This is a genomic window from Pantoea sp. X-Soil-ISGK-421, assembly GCF_059730785.1.
The window spans coordinates 976,832-992,123 of sequence record NZ_AP035979.1; the positions used below are offsets into that span (position 1 = coordinate 976,832).

Sequence of the window (15,292 nt, forward strand, 5' to 3'; positions counted from 1 at the left end):
GGAATTCATTATGAGTTTACAGCAAACACTACAGGTCTTTGAGTTACTCGATAGCGCCTACATTGATGGCCAACAGGTGGTGGATTTGTTCGCTGCCTATCCGGGCGTGACCGCCAGCACAAAACGCGTTAGCGGGCCAAAAGGGCGTACCGACTTCGTCCGCATCGATATCCCCGGCGCGCAGGGCAAAAGTAACGGCGGCAACGCACCGACGCTCGGCATTATTGGTCGCCTCGGCGGTATCGGTGCGCGCCCAACGCGAATTGGTATGGTGTCAGACGCCGATGGCGCAGTCGCGGCGGTGAGCAGTGCGCTGAAACTGGCGCAGATGCAGACGAAAGGTGACGTGTTAGCCGGTGATGTGATCATCACCACCCACATCTGTCCAGATGCACCAACGCGTCCGCACGAACCGGTCGATTTCATGGATTCGCCGTGCGACGACATCACCATGAATGACAATGAAGTGATTGCTGGGGTTGATGCGATTTTGTCGATCGATACCACTAAAGGTAACCGCATCCTCAATCACAAAGGCTACGCGCTGTCGCCGACAGTGAAAGAGGGCTACATCCTGCGTGTCTCAGAAGATCTGTTACGCATCATGGAGATGACCAGCGGCCAACCGGCAGTCACCTTCCCGATCACCACGCAGGACATCACGCCATACGGCAACGGGGTTTATCACCTCAACAGCATTCTGCAGCCTTCAACCGCCACCGATGTGCCGGTGGTCGGCGTGGCGATCTGCGCGCAGTCGGTGGTGCCTGGCTGTGGTACCGGCGCGAGTCACGAAGTGGATATCGCCTCTGCGGTGAAGTTTGCGGTGGAAGTGGCGAAAGAGTTCGGACGCGAAACCTGCCAGTTCTATGACGCGCAAGAGTACGCGCTGCTGCTATCTTTGTATGGTAGTCTCAGCCACTTGCGTAACCGGAAAGCCTGATGATGAATATGTCCCTGATCACTCTTACCATTGGTCAATCACCGCGCAGCGACATTCTGCCGCTGCTGCAGGAATATCTGCCCGCCGATCAGGTAGCGCATGCCGGTTTACTCGACGGTCTGACGCTGGCTGATGTCGAGTCGCAGTATGGGCCTGCACCGGGCGACAAGGTGCTGGTGTCACGCATGACCAGTGGCGAGCAAGTGCGCCTGTCCGGGCCGAAAGTAGAGCAGGGACTGCAACGTAAGATCAACGCGCTTGAACAGCAGGGCTACGACACCATTTTGCTGTTGTGTACCGGTGAGTTCGGCGCGCTGAAAACCCAATCCGCTTTATTGCTGGAGCCGGATCGCATCATTCCCCCGCTGGTGCGCGCGATTGTGCAAGCGCATAAAGTCGGCATTGTGGTGCCGGTGGAGGAGCAGATTGCCGAGCAGGCCAACAAGTGGCGCAATCTGAACAGCCCGCCGTGCTTTGCCGTCGCCAGTCCGTATCTGGCGGAGCAGGCCGATTTGATGGATGCGGGATTGTCGCTGCAGGAGCAGGGTGCGGATGTGGTGGTGCTGGATTGCATCGGCTATCACCAAAAGCACCGCGATTTCCTGCAGAAAATGCTGGGCATTCCGGTTCTGCTGTCGAACGTGCTGGTGGCCAAGCTGGCGGCAGAATTGATCGTCTAATGCGAGCAGATCACAAGTTGCAATCTGTGGCGCTAATTCGCGTGACAGATCAGCGAGTTCCTTAGTAATCTGCCAGTCACGATAATGTGCTGTGAGGAAGTAATATGCTCAATACGAGTGAGTATTTCGACGGAAAAGTGAAATCCATTGGTTTCGACAGCGTGACCATTGGCCGTGCCAGCGTTGGCGTGATGGCGGAAGGTGAATACACCTTCGGCACCAATCAACCGGAAGAGATGACGGTGGTGAGCGGCGCGCTAAAAGTGCTGCTGCCGGGCGAAACTGAGTGGAAATGGTATGAAGCCGGTTCCGTCTTCAGCGTACCGGGCCAGAGCGAATTTCATCTGCAGGTGGCAGAGCCTTCCTCTTATCTGTGCCGCTATTTATAAGTTGTAGTGGAACCCGAATTTTATCAACCTGCCATTCCTTTGGGATGGCAGGTTTTTTGCTGCAATCAGCCACGCACCGTTTTAACGCTTCGCTTCTCCGCCTAACGCTTCCACCAGATTCGCGATCAGCGCGGCCAGTTCGCTGGTCATCAGAATGAAATCGGCATCGAAACGCTGAGCGAAATCATCGCGGTCGATGTCATCATTCTGTTCACGCAGCGTGTCGCTGAACTTCAGGCGTTTTACCGAAGCATCATCGGCGATAACCAACTGAATGCGTTCCTGCCAGTCGAGGGCCAGTTTGGTGACCACTTTACCGGCTTCAATGTGCGTGGCGATCTCGTCAGAGATCAAATCCTGCTTCTTGCAGCGGATCACGCCGCCATCTTCCAGCATCGCTTTCAGCTCGGCTTCATCCATCAAAGCAAAACCAGCGGGCAACTCACCGGAACGCACCCATTCGGTCAGCGTCAGTTCGATCGGATTTTCCAGCGTCAGCGGCACCACCGGCAGCGAACCGAGGCTCTTACGCAGCAATGCCAGCGTATCTTCAGCTTTTTTGGCGCTGGCGCAATCGACGATGATCAGGTTATTAACAGTATCGATCCACATATAAGTCTGGCTGAAACGGCTAAACGCACGCGGAAGCAGGCTGTGCAGCACTTCATCTTTCAGCGAGTCTTTCTCCGTCTTCTTCAGCTTGCGGCTCTGTTCCGCTTCCAGCTTGTCGATTTTGGCTTCCAGCGCCTGCTTCACCACCGGCGACGGCAGGATTTTTTGCTCGGTGCGTGCGCAAATCACCATCTGTCCGTTGATTTCATGCGTCAGCGATTCGCCGCGATTGCCCATGGGTGAAACCCAACCGGTTTTCGCCATATCCTGGCTGCCGCACGGTGAAAAGGTGAAGGCGTCGAGCTGTTTTTCCAGATCGTCTGCGGACAGCGGAATGTCACGATTCAGACGATAAACCATCATATTTTTAAACCACAACATCGGGATTCCTTACCGTGGGTGCGATCGGGCGCACAAGTCTCAAAGTCAGCGCGCATGATAGCGAAACATCGGATTCGTTTCATTGCCTTTCCCGATTCAGCCTTCTACTGTATTGGTCACCAGAACGAATAATGAGGAATAAATCGTGCGTATCGGGATTGATTTAGGCGGTACCAAAATTGAAGTGATTGCCTTGTCCGATCAGGGTAAAGAACTGTTCCGTCATCGCGTCAATACGCCGCGTGACGACTACGCTGCCACGGTTCAGGCGATTGTCGATTTGGTGTTGCTGGCGGAAGAAAAAACCGGTCAGCAGGGCACGGTCGGCATCGGCATTCCCGGCACGATTTCCCCGTATACGCAGCGGGTGAAGAATGCCAACTCAACCTGGTTAAACGGTCAGCCGCTGGATAAGAATTTAGCCCAGGCGCTGAATCGTGACGTGCGCATCGCCAATGACGCGAATTGTCTGGCGGTTTCCGAAGCCGTTGATGGTGCGGGCGCGGGTCAACCGCTGGTGTTTGCCGTGATTATCGGCACCGGTTCTGGTGCAGGCGTGGCGATTGGCGGTGAGTCGCGCATTGGCGGTAACGGCAATGCGGGTGAGTGGGGCCACAATCCGCTGCCGTGGATGGACGAGGATGAACTGCGCCATCGCGCTGAAGTGCCGTGTTATTGCGGCTTGCAGGGCTGCATCGAGACCTTCGTGTCGGGCACGGGTTTTGCCATCGATTATCAGCGTCTGAGCGGCAAAACGTTAAAAGGTGCGGAAATCATCAAGCTGATTGAGCAGCAGGATCCCGTGGCGGAACTGGCGATGAATCGCTACGAAATGCGTCTGGCGAAATCACTGGCGCAAGTGGTGAACTTGCTCGATCCCGATGTGATTGTGCTGGGTGGCGGTATGAGCAATAACGATCGCTTGTATCAAACCGTGCCAGCGCTGATGAAGCAGTGGGTGTTTGGCCGCGAGTGTGAAACACCGGTGCTGAAGGCGGTTCACGGTGATTCGAGTGGTGTGCGTGGTGCGGCGTGGCTGTGGCCGGTAAAGAGTTAACAGAGGTCGCCATAAATGGCGACCCTACACACCCGACACATTCCGTAAGGTCGCCATTTATGGCGACCTGCTAACATCACTCACCCACTAACATCGAATCCTGCGGTGCATTATCGCGCTGGGCTTTGGTTGCCAGGAAGTAGACGTATCCCACCGCCATAATCGCCACAAATAAGGCACCAATCACCGGGTTAAACCACAGCATTGCCACCAGACACACCAGCGATAGCACCAGCGCGATACCCGGCACAATCGGATAACCTGGCGCGCGGAAGCTGCGTTCCATCTCCGGCGCCGTCCGGCGCAGTTTAAACAGGCTCAGCATGCTCATCAGATACATCACTATCGCGCCGAACACCGCCATGGTGATCATCGCGGCCGTCAGCGTCATACCTTGCAAATTGATGAAGCCATCACTGTAGATCGCGGCCATACCAATCAAACCACCGGCGATAATTGCGCGATGCGGCGTCTGGAAGCGTGACAGTTTCGCTAAACTGGGCGGCAGATAACCGGCGCGGGCGAGGGCGAAGAACTGGCGCGAATAGCCGAGAATAATACCGTGGAAGCTGGCAATCAGACCAAACAGGCCAATCCACACCAGCATATGCATCCAGTTAGAGTTTTCACCCACGATCATCTTCATCGCCTGTGGCAAAGGATCGTTGATATCTGACAGCTTGCGCCAGTCACCTGCACCGCCCGCCAGCAACATCACGCCAATCGCCAGCACCACCAGCGTCAAAATGCCGGTGATATAGGCTTTGGGAATGGTGCGTTTCGGGTCTTTGGCCTCTTCCGCCGCCATCGCAGCGCCTTCAATCGCGAGGAAGAACCAGATGGCGAAGGGAATGGCGGCGAAGATGCCCGACATTGCCGGCATGCCAAAGTGATCGCTGCCCGCCCAGCCGTTGGCGGCAAAGTTGGCGAGGCTGAAGCCCGGCGACACCACGCCCATAAACACCAATAGCTCCAGAACCGCCAGCACCGTGACCACCAATTCGAACATCGCCGCCAGCTTTACGCCGAGAATGTTCAGCGTCATAAACACGATGTAGGCACCCACCGCAGCGGTTTTCGGATTGAGATCGGGATATTGCACGTTGAGGTAGGCACCAATCGCCATCGCAATAGCGGGTGGGGCGAACACGAACTCAATCAGCGTGGCCAGGCCGGCAATCAAACCACCGGTTTCACCGAACGCGCGGCGGCTATAAGCAAATGGGCCACCGGCATGGGGAATCGCGGTGGTCAGTTCGGTAAAGCTAAAAATGAAGCAGGTATACAGGGTGGCGATCATTGCGGTGGTGATCAAAAATCCCAGCGTGCCCGCCACGCCCCAGCCATAACTCCAGCCAAAATATTCACCGGAAATCACCAGTCCAACCGCGATGCCCCACAAATGCAGGGTGCCCAGCGTGGGTTTGAGCTTATTCGTCATCATCTTCTCCCCGTCGTCATTGTTGGTGCGGCAGCTTCACCGCGCTTTTTTATCTTTACGCTACAGTGAAGTGATAATGCCGTGGCCTGGCGCGGGAAAACTTGACGCGGGCGCAGTGAGTTTTGTCCTCCACGGTCAACTCTGAGGCAAGAAAAGTGCCAGATGCACGCTGCGGTCAACTTTGGGTTGTCTGCGGTCAAGCAGTCAGGACGACGTCATCCCATGCTGATAACACGTGCTTGATGCTGGAGACTGATGAATGAGTGCCGAACAATCCGATAGCTTAACCGATGCTGAAATCACCCTGCTGGCGCATCAGGCGCTGGCCTGTTATCCCGCCGCGCTGCGTGGCGAGCTGAAGCTGCTATGCCGCTCGGAAAATGCCACCTTTCTGTTGCAGGCGGCGGGCAAACGCTATGCGCTGCGCCTGCATCGCCCTAACTACCACAGCAAAGCGGACATCCAAAGCGAGCTGCTGTGGCTGGATGCGCTGCGTGACATCGGCATCATGGTGCCGCAGGCGATCCCGGCCAGCGATGGCGAAAGCGTGTTGACGCTGCCGATGGCGAACAGCGCAGAGCGTTATGCGGTGCTGTTCCACTGGATCGAAGGTGAAATGCCCACCACCGACGTTGATCCCAAAGCTTTCCAACAGCTCGGCCACATCACTGCGCGCCTGCATCAGCACAGCCGCAGCTGGCAGAAACCGGCGGGTTTCCAGCGCATCATTTGGGATCATCACACCATGGTCAGCGATCATAGTCATTGGGGACGCTGGCAGGATGCGCCGAACCTCAATCCGGCCGATCACAGCATCGTTACCGAAGCGGTGACGCGTGTGGGGCAGGAGCTGCAAGGCTTTGGTAAAGGTGCGGATCGTTATGGTTTGATCCACGCCGATCTGCGCCTGACCAATCTGTTGCTGCACAAAGGTGAAACGCGGGTGATCGATTTTGATGACTGCGGACTGGGCTGGTATCTGCACGATCTGGCTGCGGCGATCAGTTTCGTGGAGCATCATCCACGCGCCGCCGAATGGGTCGATAACTGGATCCTCGGTTACGAAAAAGTGGCGCATATCAGCGATGAAGAGATGGCGCTGGTGCCGACGTTATTGATCCAGCGGCGTATTCAGATGACGGCGTGGATGGGATCGCATGCGGATACGGAAATGGCGCTGAGTCTTGGACCGCGCTGGGCTGACCATTCGGTGCGGCTGTGCCGACGTTACCTGGAAACCAATCAGCTGCCGGTTGGCGTTTGATGCACCAGCAGTGAGCAGCTTTGCGCTGTCACGGCGCAATCGAGGTCGCCATTCATGGCGTAATGCCGACGTTGGTACCAAGGTGCGCATGAATGCGCACCCTACGAAAACCCAGCTCTGTAAACGTAGGGTCGCCATTCATGGCGACCTGGCAATAAAACCCGCAGATCATCCGCCTGGTACGAAAATTGCTGGAATCCTCAATCCGTTCCCTTCGCGCCACCTTGTGAGGTTCCAATGCAATCTCTGATGACACCCACCGAAGCCTTTAGCGCCTTAACCGTCGACGCCAGTAACCGCGGCGTTTTGGCAGCGGCGGCCACCGGACTCAGCGGCTTTATCACTGACAAAGGCGGCGATGTTGACCGTATCTTTGGCATTAGTGGCATCAACGCCGAACTGCTGGCAAGCCCCACGCTGAGTCTGGGTTTGGTGAACTACTGCCGCGTGATGGAAGAAGCGGCGCGCCATTCCGGTTTTGATAACTTCGGTTTGCATTACGGCAAGCAGTTCAAACCGCAGTCATTAGGCTTGATTGGGTATATCGGGCTCTGTTCGCCCACGCTGGAGCAGGCGCTGCACAACGTGGTGAATGCGTTTCCATGGCATCAGCACGATACGCTGACGCGGCTGGTGGATAAAGGCGAGTGCTGGCGGCTCGATTATCAGGTGCGCCACGGTGCGATTCTCTCACGACGTCAGGATGCTGAGCTGACGCTCGGCATGTTCCTCAACCTGATCCGCCATGTTGCCGGCAAGCACTGGGCGCCGCGCGAAGTGCATTTTGAACACCCGCGCCCGGAGCAGTGGCACGAGCACTGCAAAGTCTTTGATGCGCCAGTGTGGTTCGATCAACCCTTCAATTCATTACTGATCCCAAAACGCGATCTGCTGCGCACGATGCCAGAACAGGATCCGATGTTGCTGATGGTGATGCAGGATGCCATTCGCCGTCTCAACAGTTGTGCCAGCCTGCAAAGCGTGGTGGAACAGGCGCGTTCGCAGGTCAATCTGTCGCTAATGCAAGGCGAGCCGGTGCTGGAGGAGATTGCCGATAAAATGGGGCTGTCGAGCTGGTCGCTGCAACGGCGGCTGCGTGAAGAGGGCATCAGTTTCACGGCGCTGGTCGACAAGGTGCGCTGCGAGATGGCGACTCACTATTTGCAACAAAAGCAGCTGCCGATCTCAGAATTGGCGCTGCTGCTCGGCTATTCCGAAGTCAGCGCCTTTTCTCGTGCGTTCCGTCGCTGGTTTGGTATTAGCCCGCGCCAGTGGCGTCAGGATGGATCGGCGTCGCCGGGGCAAAACCGAACCACGCTGGCTGGCTAGTATCCGGCGGCGGCGGTAAATCTTTGTTTTGACCAATCAATTGCCAGGCGCGCAGGCACAGCGTTTCATCGCCTTGCGTCTGCGTCACCGCGTAGCGCCCGCTGCTTTGCCATTCGAGTCGCACCAGACATTGCTGACCCGCATAACGCCGGGCATCACGGAAATGTTGGTTGAGCTGATGCTGCATTTCATCAGCCCATTTACACGATGCGCTACCCGGCGCGCGCTGCGGCTGACAGAGATTGGCGATGCTATCCTGTTGCTTTGGCTGAGGATGCTGGCAAGCGCTGAGCGCGAAAGCAATCATTAACCCGCCCAATAATCCCGTCATTCGATTAATTAAATTCATTAATATGCCTGTCTTTTCACTAAAGTTCCTCTCCCTCAATGCCGACAGTCTACAGACCGATTCAATCAATGCTATGGCATTACTCTGACTGTCGGCAGAACCAGAATTTGCCGCCACTTCGCGGCTTTATCTCCTTTTGATTCATGGATTAGAAATGCAGAAAAAATATGCCCTTGCGGCACTCTCCTTGTTAAGCGTTTCGGTGCTCAGCGGTTGCGCCACCGAATCGTCACGTGCTATTGAAGCGCCACAAGTACGCGCGGCCAGCCAGCCCGCGTACCAAGGCGTACGCAGCCCGATTGCGGTCGGCCAGTTTGATAACCGCTCGTCGTACATGAACGGCATCTTCTCCGACGGCGTTGATCGTCTTGGCAATCAGTCGAAAACCATTTTGGTCACCCATCTGCAGCAGACCAATCGCTTCAACGTGCTGGATCGCAGCAACCTGAAAGAGTTGCAGCAGGAAGCGGGCTTTAAGAAGAGCCAGCAAAACATTAAAGGCGCCACCTACATCATCACCGGCGATATCACCGAATTTGGCCGTAAAGAAGTGGGCGATCAGCAGCTGTGGGGCATTTTGGGACGCGGTAAGAACCAAATCGCCTACGCCAAAGTGAACCTGAATGTGGTTGATGTTACCACCTCAGAAGTGGTGTACAGCGCGCAGGGCGCGGGCGAATTCAAGCTGTCGGCGCGTGAGGTTATCGGGTTTGGCGGTACGGCCAGCTATGACTCGACGCTGAATGGCAAAGTGATGGATCTGGCGATCCGTGAAGCGGTGGATCACTTAGTCGATGGCATTAACAGCGGCGCATGGCGTCCGGCGAAATAAGGATATTGAGCATGAAATTGTTGCAACTGAGTGCGGCGCTGTTCGCCGCCGGCGTGCTGGCGGGCTGCGCACCGAAAGGGCCGGAGCCCATCTACTACTGGGGCGATTATCAGCAGCAGATCTACAGCTACTACAAAAATGACAGCGATCCGCAAAAGCAGATTGAGGCACTGAATCTGGATATCGAAAAAGCCAAAGCGGTTAACAAGCCAGTGGCGCCAGGCCTGCACGCGCAATTGGGGCTGCTGTACGCCAAAAACGGTGATACCGATAAAGCCTTCGGCCAGTTTGCCACCGAGAAACAGCTGTTCCCGGAATCGGCCCCGTACATGGACTTTCTGATGAAGAAAAAACAAGGAGTTGCCCAGTGAAAAAAATCATTGCTGCTTGTGGTGTGCTCGCCGCACTGCTGCTGACCGGTTGTGCGCACAAAAAGCCGTATGACTACAGCGCCTTCCGCGCCAGCAAACCGGCATCTATTCTGGTGCTACCGGCGGATAACCGTGCGCCCGATGTGAATGCGGCCAACAGCTTCACCTCTTTGGTGACGCGTCCACTGGCCGAAGCAGGCTATTACGTGTTCCCGGTGGCGGTGGTAGATGAAACCTTCCAGCAGAACGGATTAACCAATGGCCATGAAATCCAGGCCGTTAGCCCGCAGCGCCTGCACGATATTTTCCACGCCGACAGCGCGTTGTACATTTCTGTAACCGATTACGGCAGCAGTTATCAGGTCATTCAGAGCGTGACCAAGGTGTCGGCAACGGCACGCCTGGTGGATTTGCGCAGCGGTAAAGAGCTGTGGCAGGGGATTGCCACCGCCAGCGACGCGGAAGACGGCAACAACAATAACGGCGGCATTATCGGCATGTTGGTCTCCGCTGCGATTAAGCAGATTTCCAGCAACGTGTCCGATAAGGCGCACACTATCGCCGGTGTCACCAGCGCCCGTTTATTAGCGCAAAACGAGCAGGGCGGTTTACTGGTCGGCCCGCGTTATAAGTTGGCGACAGTAAGGTAAAACCCGGTGCGCATGAATGCGCACCCTACGTAGGGTCGCCATTTTTGGCGACCTGGTTTTTTACTCGCCCGGCAACTCCAGTTTGCTGTAGCCTAATCCATTCATCTTACGCACCCGGATCTGCACCGGAATACGCTCTTTCATCGCTTCCACATGACTGATCACGCCAATGGTTTTGCCGCTGGCGTTCAGGGCGTCGAGCGCATCCAAGGCGGTATCCAGCGTCTCGGCATCCAGCGTGCCGAAGCCTTCGTCGAGGAATAATGATTCGATGCGCGTTTTATGGCTGACTAAATCCGACAGCGCTAACGCCAGCGCCAGGCTGACAAGGAAGCTCTCACCGCCCGACAGCGTACGGGTGTCGCGCGTGGCATCCGCCTGCCAGGTATCAACCACTTCCAGTTCCAGCTCTTCACTGACGCGGCGTTGCAGCAGGTAGCGACCGTGCAGACGATCGAGCTGACGGTTCGCCAGCCACACCAGATGATCGAGCGTCAGGCCTTGCGCGAAGCGGCGGAATTTATCGCCTTTGGCCGATCCAACCAGATCGTTCAGGCGGCTCAACTGCGCCAGCTCCACTTCATCAGTAGCGATTTGCGTCAGCAACGACTGCTGCTGTTGACGCCGTTGCGCATCGCTGTGCAACTGCTGCTGTGCCTCGCCCTGTTGACGCGCATTGTCACGCAGGGTCACGCGTAGCTGTTCCAGCTGGTGCTGGATGTGGGCGGCGACTTCATCACTGAGATCCGCCGGGCGCTGCTGCTGATGCATTATGCCGCGCTGCGTAAGCTGTTCACTCAGGGTAAGTTGCTGCTGGCGCTGTTGATCCAGCGTCTGCAACTGCTGGCGGAGTTGCTGCACCTCGCGCTCATCGAGCAGGGCGGCGCGCAGTGCCGATTCATCAGCAAAATCACTTTGCTGCAGCGCGGCAAGGAAGGCATTTTCTGCGGCAGCGACGCGTTCACTCAACGTGTGTTGCTGCGCAGCAATTTGCTCACATTGCCCATTCAGGCTGTGCAGCAAGCTTTGTGCCTGTTGCCACTGCTCTAATTGTTGCGCCAGCGCCTGCTCACACTGCTGTAGCGCGGCGTGTTGCTGTTGACGTGCTTCCGCCACCCGACGATCGCCAAACAACTGCTGACGCTGCTGCTGCTGCTGTTGATGCTGCTGTTGCAGAGCGTTGAGCGAGTGCTGCAGCTCATCAAGCCGCTGCTGTTCACGCGCCAAATTCTGCTGCAAGCTGCTGCGTTCACTCTCTGCTTTTGCCAGCTGTGGCTGCAACTCGCTGTATAAACGCTCATTTTCCTGCCATGAAGTCCAACGCTGCTGCAGCGCGTTGATCCAGCCTTCCCGCGCTGCCGCTTGTGGCAGGCTGAGCTGATGCTGCGACAATTGTTGTTCCAGCTGCTGCGCCAGTTGCTGCATGGCGCTGCGTTCAGTGGCTTCGCGTTGGATGATTTCATCCAGTGTCTGCTGCGTACTGATGATCTGCTGCTGCGCCAGCTGCTGCTGATTTTGATGCTGTTGCCACCGTTGCTGCTGTTGCAGATGGGCGTCTTTTGCCTGCTGTACCGCACGTGCGGCGTTTTCCCGCACCTGTAGCTGCTGCTGCTGTGTCTGTTCCTGCGCATCCTGCTGTTGCTGCCACTGCGCAAAGTCATCCTGTTGCTCCAGTGTGCAGGTAAGTGCCAGCTCACCGCACAGCGCTTGCCACTGGGTGTTCACCGTTGTGAGCTGCTGGTCGTATTCGCTGATTTCCTGCTGCAGCGACTGCTGCTGTTGCAGCGACAATTTTTGCTGCTCGCCTTTGGCGGTGCCGGACTCTTTCAGCTGCGCCACGCGCGTTTCCAGCTCGGCCAGACGCTGCTGATTGGCGCCTGGCTCAAGCTGCTGATATTGCGCGATAGCCGGATGCTGGCACGAGCCGCACAGCGGGCAGGGCTGATCCGGCTGCAGTTTCGCGCGCTCATCAGCCAGCTGGGCGATAGTGCGCTCCAGCTCGCAGATTTTGCGCACATCAAGCAGCGCCTGATGTTCCCGCTTGTAGGCTTCGCGCAATACCTGCAACGCCTGTTCAGCTTCCTGATGTTCCTGCTGTAACTGCGCCAGTTTCTGCTGACGCTGCACCCGCTGCGGCTGTAGCGAGCGCCACTGCGCGGCGAGCAGGCTGAGCTGCTGCCGCGCAGCACGCTGCGCTTGATGTTGCGTCAAGGCAGCACGCAGCTGCGGACTGGCGACTTCAGACTCAAGCGAAGTCAGTGCTTGCTCCGCTTGCAGCCGCTGCTGCGCGGCCTGCGCTTCGGCTTGCTGCAAGGGTTGCGCCGCCTGTTCACGCTGGGTCTGCGCCTGTTGATGCTGCTCCAGTTGGTTGCGCTGCTGCTGTTGCTGCGCAATCAACTGTTTTAGCGTCTGTTCGCGTTCATCCAGTCGGGCGATCTCCGCCTGCCAGCGGGTCAGTTCAGCGCCCCAATGGGCCACTGCAGCTTCTCGGGAGCGGAATTCCTGCTGCTGCGCCAGCTGCTGTTGTAAATGTTCACTTACCTGCTGTTGCTTGCTGAGCGCGGTTTGGCTGGTTTGCAGCGCCTGTTGCTGCTGCACATGCAGCCGCTGTTGCTCATCCAACTGCTGTGACAGGGTGGTGATGCGTTGATCGAGCGGGATAACCTGCTCGGTCAGCAGCGTTTCTAGCTGCTGCTGTTGCTGTAACGCCTGCTCGCGTGCCTGCTGCGCTGCCTGATAGTGGCTTTCGTGCTGTTGCAGCGCGCTTTTGGCCTGCTGCTGTTGCGCCTGTCGCTGCTGTGATTGCTGTTCCAGCGTGCGACGATCGCTTTGCAACTGTTCGCGCTGTTGTAGCTTCTCACGCAGTTTTTCTGCCGGTTCGGCCCGCGCCAGCCGCTGACGATCGCCATCGGCCTGCTGCCAGGCCTGTTGCGCGGCAAGCAGCGTCTGTTCCGCCTGCTGCTGTTCCTGCATTAGCTGCTGTTGCTGCATCAGCCATTGTTGCTGTTGTTGCGCCAGCGTTAGCTGTTCGCTGAGGGCTTTCTCCTGCACACTCAGATCCGCCAACTGCTGCGTCAGTTCTGAGCGGCGCGCTTCATCGAGCAGCGACATGCCGCCGGCGCGGGCGCGCAGCGTCTCCAGTTCGCCACGCGCGGTGCGCCAGCGCTCGTAAATCTGCACCGAGATTTGTCCGTAAATTTCGGTGCCGGTTAGCTCTTCCAGCAGCTCGGCGCGTTCGCCGGGTTTGGCATTCAGAAAGGCGGCAAACTGGCCCTGCGACAGCATCATCGAGCGGGTAAAGCGGGCGAAGTCGAGTCCCGACAGGGTTTCAATTGCTTTCAGTTTGTCGCCGACTTTATCGGCGATGATTTGATTATCGGCTACGCGTGCCAGCTCGACGCGCGGCACCTGTAGCTTGCCGTCGGCCAGGCCGCGCGCGCGGTTCTGGCTCCAAAAGGCGCGCCAGGCTTCCCCTTTGATCTCAAACTCCACTTCGGCCAGACACTCGGCGGTGTCTCGCGTGATCAGCTCATTCTGCGTTTGCGACAGCGTGCCGAGGCGCGGCGTCTGGTGATAGAGCGCCAGACAAATGGCATCAAGCAAGGTGGTTTTGCCCGCGCCGGTGGCGCCGGTAATGGCAAATAATCCGTTGCTGGCAAAAGGCTCACGGCGGAAATCGATAAACCATTCGCCGCGCAGTGCATTGAGGTTTTTAAAGCGTAGCGTCAAAATTTTCATGCAGATGGATTCTCCAGCGCCGCGAGGGTGGTGCGGAACAGCTGCGTGAGTTGCTCGGCCTGCTCTGCATCCAGCTGATCTTCCTGCGCCAGGCGGCGGGCAAAGACCTCTTCCACTTTTAATTCGCTCAGAGTTTCGTTCTCCAGCCGTTCCAGGCTGCGCTGCCGCTGCTCCCGGCTGCGGCGCACCAGCAGTACTTCAACCGGCAGTTTTTCGGTCAGTGCTTCAATACGGCGTTGCAGATCGCTGAGATATTCCTGCGTGGTGATCTCAATATCCAGCCACGTGGGCTGTTCGCTGGCGCTTTCGCGGAACTGCGCCAGCTGATGTTCGATCTCCGCCATTGAGCCTTTCAGCATCTGCATCGGCTGGAAGTGCGGAATGGTCAGCGGCGTGACCGTCTCCAGCGTGGTGCTGAACGTCAGCAAGAAGACGCTTTTCTCACGGCCGAGTTCATCAAAACTGAGCGGAATCGGCGAGCCGCTATAGCGAATATGCTCGCTGTTGGCGATGCGCTGCGCGCGATGGATGTGACCGAGCGCGATGTAATCCGCGGGTGGAAACGCCTGCGCCGGAAACGCATCCAGCGTGCCGATATAGATGTCGCGCACCGAATCGCTTTTTGTCACGCCGACAGTGGTGAGATGGCCGGTGGCGATGATCGGCAGCGTGCTGTCCAGCGCCTCGCGCTGCGCCAGCGCGGCAGCATAGCAGTGCTGATAATGCTGCTCGATCGCTTCCAGCAGCGAAATCTGCTTCTCGCGCCCCGATTGTCCGGCCTGACTGCGCAGGATATCGCGTGGACGCAGATAAGGAATGGCGCACAGCAGCGCACCCGGCGCGCCATCGCGCTGCGTGAGCGTTAACACCTGCTGTTCGCCTTGTGGTGTGGCGCTGGTGATCACCTGGGTATTCAGGCAGGCCAGCAGCTCGCGCGATTCATTCAGCGTCGCCACCGAATCGTGATTGCCCGCCAGCACCACCAGTTGACAGCCGCTCGGCTGCAGCGCCACCACAAAACGGTTAAACATTTCGCGCGCGTAGCTCGGTGGCGAGCCGGTATCAAACAGATCGCCCGCGACGATGAGCGCATCCACCTGATGCTGCACAATCTGATCCAGCAACCAGTCAAGAAACGCCTGGTGTTCCCGGGCGCGACTTTTGCTGTAAAAGAACTGGCCGAGATGCCAGTCAGCGGTGTGAATGATGCGCATGTTTGCTCCGTGCTGAGTTTAGCGAAGGCGAATTATAACCAC

The 15,292-nt window shown here is 57.3% G+C and carries 14 protein-coding genes; 9 read left to right on the forward strand and 5 right to left on the reverse strand.

Annotation, left to right across the window (positions count from 1 at the left end; genetic code table 11):
* Positions 1-10: 10 nt before the first annotated feature.
* From AC6I8K_RS04390 to ppnP, 3 genes are all read left to right on the forward strand, one after another.
* Positions 11-943, forward strand: a complete 933-nt coding sequence (locus tag AC6I8K_RS04390) for a DUF1177 domain-containing protein (RefSeq protein ID WP_064740406.1) — start codon at positions 11-13, stop codon at positions 941-943.
* A 2-nt stretch (positions 944-945) separates the two neighbouring features.
* Entirely contained in the window at positions 946-1,623 is a 678-nt protein-coding gene (locus AC6I8K_RS04395) for an AroM family protein (RefSeq protein ID WP_497827218.1), read from the forward strand.
* 104 nt (positions 1,624-1,727) lie between these two features.
* Complete coding sequence (ppnP, locus tag AC6I8K_RS04400) at positions 1,728-2,012, forward strand: pyrimidine/purine nucleoside phosphorylase (RefSeq protein ID WP_064740407.1); 285 nt, start codon at positions 1,728-1,730, stop codon at positions 2,010-2,012.
* An 81-nt stretch (positions 2,013-2,093) separates the two neighbouring features.
* Here the strand turns inward: ppnP and rdgC are convergent, their stop codons facing one another.
* A complete protein-coding gene (gene rdgC, locus AC6I8K_RS04405) occupies positions 2,094-3,005 on the reverse strand; it encodes a recombination-associated protein RdgC (RefSeq protein WP_064740410.1) in 912 nt (303 codons plus the stop codon).
* Positions 3,006-3,150: 145 nt separating this feature from the next.
* Here rdgC and mak point away from each other — a divergent pair, with 145 nt between their 5' ends.
* The gene (gene mak / locus AC6I8K_RS04410) at positions 3,151-4,062 is read left to right on the forward strand and encodes a fructokinase (RefSeq protein ID WP_497826285.1); all 912 of its coding nucleotides are present in this window, start codon (positions 3,151-3,153) and stop codon (positions 4,060-4,062) included.
* A 76-nt stretch (positions 4,063-4,138) separates the two neighbouring features.
* Here the strand turns inward: mak and eat are convergent, their stop codons facing one another.
* On the reverse strand, positions 4,139-5,503 hold the full coding sequence (gene eat, locus AC6I8K_RS04415) for an ethanolamine permease (protein ID WP_497827219.1): 1,365 nt from the start codon (positions 5,501-5,503) through the stop codon (positions 4,139-4,141).
* A gap of 259 nt (positions 5,504-5,762) precedes the next feature.
* Here eat and AC6I8K_RS04420 point away from each other — a divergent pair, with 259 nt between their 5' ends.
* Positions 5,763-6,767 carry a phosphotransferase enzyme family protein gene (locus AC6I8K_RS04420; protein ID WP_064740412.1) on the forward strand — a complete coding sequence of 335 codons (1,005 nt, stop codon included), beginning with the start codon at positions 5,763-5,765 and terminating at the stop codon, positions 6,765-6,767.
* 237 nt (positions 6,768-7,004) lie between these two features.
* Positions 7,005-8,096 (forward strand): AraC-like transcriptional regulator QhpR, encoded by a 1,092-nt coding sequence (gene qhpR, locus AC6I8K_RS04425; protein WP_483816894.1) that lies wholly within the window; start codon positions 7,005-7,007, stop codon positions 8,094-8,096.
* Here the strand turns inward: qhpR and AC6I8K_RS04430 are convergent.
* Positions 8,026-8,445, reverse strand: a complete 420-nt coding sequence (locus tag AC6I8K_RS04430; RefSeq protein ID WP_073991693.1) for a cell envelope integrity TolA family protein — start codon at positions 8,443-8,445, stop codon at positions 8,026-8,028. The two genes, qhpR and AC6I8K_RS04430, sit on opposite strands and share 71 nt — an antisense overlap.
* Positions 8,446-8,599: 154 nt before the next feature.
* Here AC6I8K_RS04430 and AC6I8K_RS04435 point away from each other — a divergent pair, with 154 nt between their 5' ends.
* From AC6I8K_RS04435 to AC6I8K_RS04445, 3 genes are read left to right on the forward strand one after another with little or no spacing between them, the layout of a single operon-like run.
* Positions 8,600-9,277 (forward strand): CsgG/HfaB family protein, encoded by a 678-nt coding sequence (locus tag AC6I8K_RS04435; RefSeq protein WP_064740414.1) that lies wholly within the window; start codon positions 8,600-8,602, stop codon positions 9,275-9,277.
* Positions 9,278-9,288: 11 nt separating this feature from the next.
* Positions 9,289-9,648 carry a DUF4810 domain-containing protein gene (locus tag AC6I8K_RS04440; RefSeq protein ID WP_483816897.1) on the forward strand — a complete coding sequence of 120 codons (360 nt, stop codon included), beginning with the start codon at positions 9,289-9,291 and terminating at the stop codon, positions 9,646-9,648.
* Positions 9,645-10,298: a DUF799 domain-containing protein gene (locus tag AC6I8K_RS04445; protein ID WP_483816898.1), complete on the forward strand. Its 654-nt coding sequence runs from the start codon at positions 9,645-9,647 to the stop codon at positions 10,296-10,298. Before AC6I8K_RS04440 ends, AC6I8K_RS04445 begins: the two co-directional genes overlap by 4 nt.
* A gap of 60 nt (positions 10,299-10,358) precedes the next feature.
* Here the strand turns inward: AC6I8K_RS04445 and AC6I8K_RS04450 are convergent, their stop codons facing one another.
* Together AC6I8K_RS04450 and sbcD are read right to left on the reverse strand one after the other, a co-directional pair.
* Positions 10,359-14,036: an SbcC/MukB-like Walker B domain-containing protein gene (locus AC6I8K_RS04450; protein ID WP_483816899.1), complete on the reverse strand. Its 3,678-nt coding sequence runs from the start codon at positions 14,034-14,036 to the stop codon at positions 10,359-10,361.
* A complete protein-coding gene (gene sbcD, locus AC6I8K_RS04455; RefSeq protein ID WP_483816900.1) occupies positions 14,033-15,250 on the reverse strand; it encodes an exonuclease subunit SbcD in 1,218 nt (405 codons plus the stop codon). The genes AC6I8K_RS04450 and sbcD overlap by 4 nt, the downstream gene beginning before the upstream one ends.
* Between the last annotated feature and the right edge of the window lie 42 nt (positions 15,251-15,292).

Excerpts from the sequence above, each read along its gene's own strand:
- AC6I8K_RS04420 (WP_064740412.1), top strand. The coding sequence starts at position 5,763 with ATGAGTGCCGAACAATCCGATAGCTTAACCGATGCTGAAATCACCCTG.
- eat (WP_497827219.1), bottom strand. The coding sequence starts at position 5,503 with ATGACGAATAAGCTCAAACCCACGCTGGGCACCCTGCATTTGTGGGGC.
- AC6I8K_RS04450 (WP_483816899.1), bottom strand. The coding sequence starts at position 14,036 with ATGAAAATTTTGACGCTACGCTTTAAAAACCTCAATGCACTGCGCGGC.
- rdgC (WP_064740410.1), bottom strand. The coding sequence starts at position 3,005 with ATGTTGTGGTTTAAAAATATGATGGTTTATCGTCTGAATCGTGACATT.
- AC6I8K_RS04430 (WP_073991693.1), bottom strand. The coding sequence starts at position 8,445 with ATGAATTTAATTAATCGAATGACGGGATTATTGGGCGGGTTAATGATT.
- AC6I8K_RS04440 (WP_483816897.1), top strand. The coding sequence starts at position 9,289 with ATGAAATTGTTGCAACTGAGTGCGGCGCTGTTCGCCGCCGGCGTGCTG.
- AC6I8K_RS04390 (WP_064740406.1), top strand. The coding sequence starts at position 11 with ATGAGTTTACAGCAAACACTACAGGTCTTTGAGTTACTCGATAGCGCC.
- sbcD (WP_483816900.1), bottom strand. The coding sequence starts at position 15,250 with ATGCGCATCATTCACACCGCTGACTGGCATCTCGGCCAGTTCTTTTAC.
- AC6I8K_RS04395 (WP_497827218.1), top strand. The coding sequence starts at position 946 with ATGAATATGTCCCTGATCACTCTTACCATTGGTCAATCACCGCGCAGC.
- ppnP (WP_064740407.1), top strand. The coding sequence starts at position 1,728 with ATGCTCAATACGAGTGAGTATTTCGACGGAAAAGTGAAATCCATTGGT.
- AC6I8K_RS04435 (WP_064740414.1), top strand. The coding sequence starts at position 8,600 with ATGCAGAAAAAATATGCCCTTGCGGCACTCTCCTTGTTAAGCGTTTCG.
- qhpR (WP_483816894.1), top strand. The coding sequence starts at position 7,005 with ATGCAATCTCTGATGACACCCACCGAAGCCTTTAGCGCCTTAACCGTC.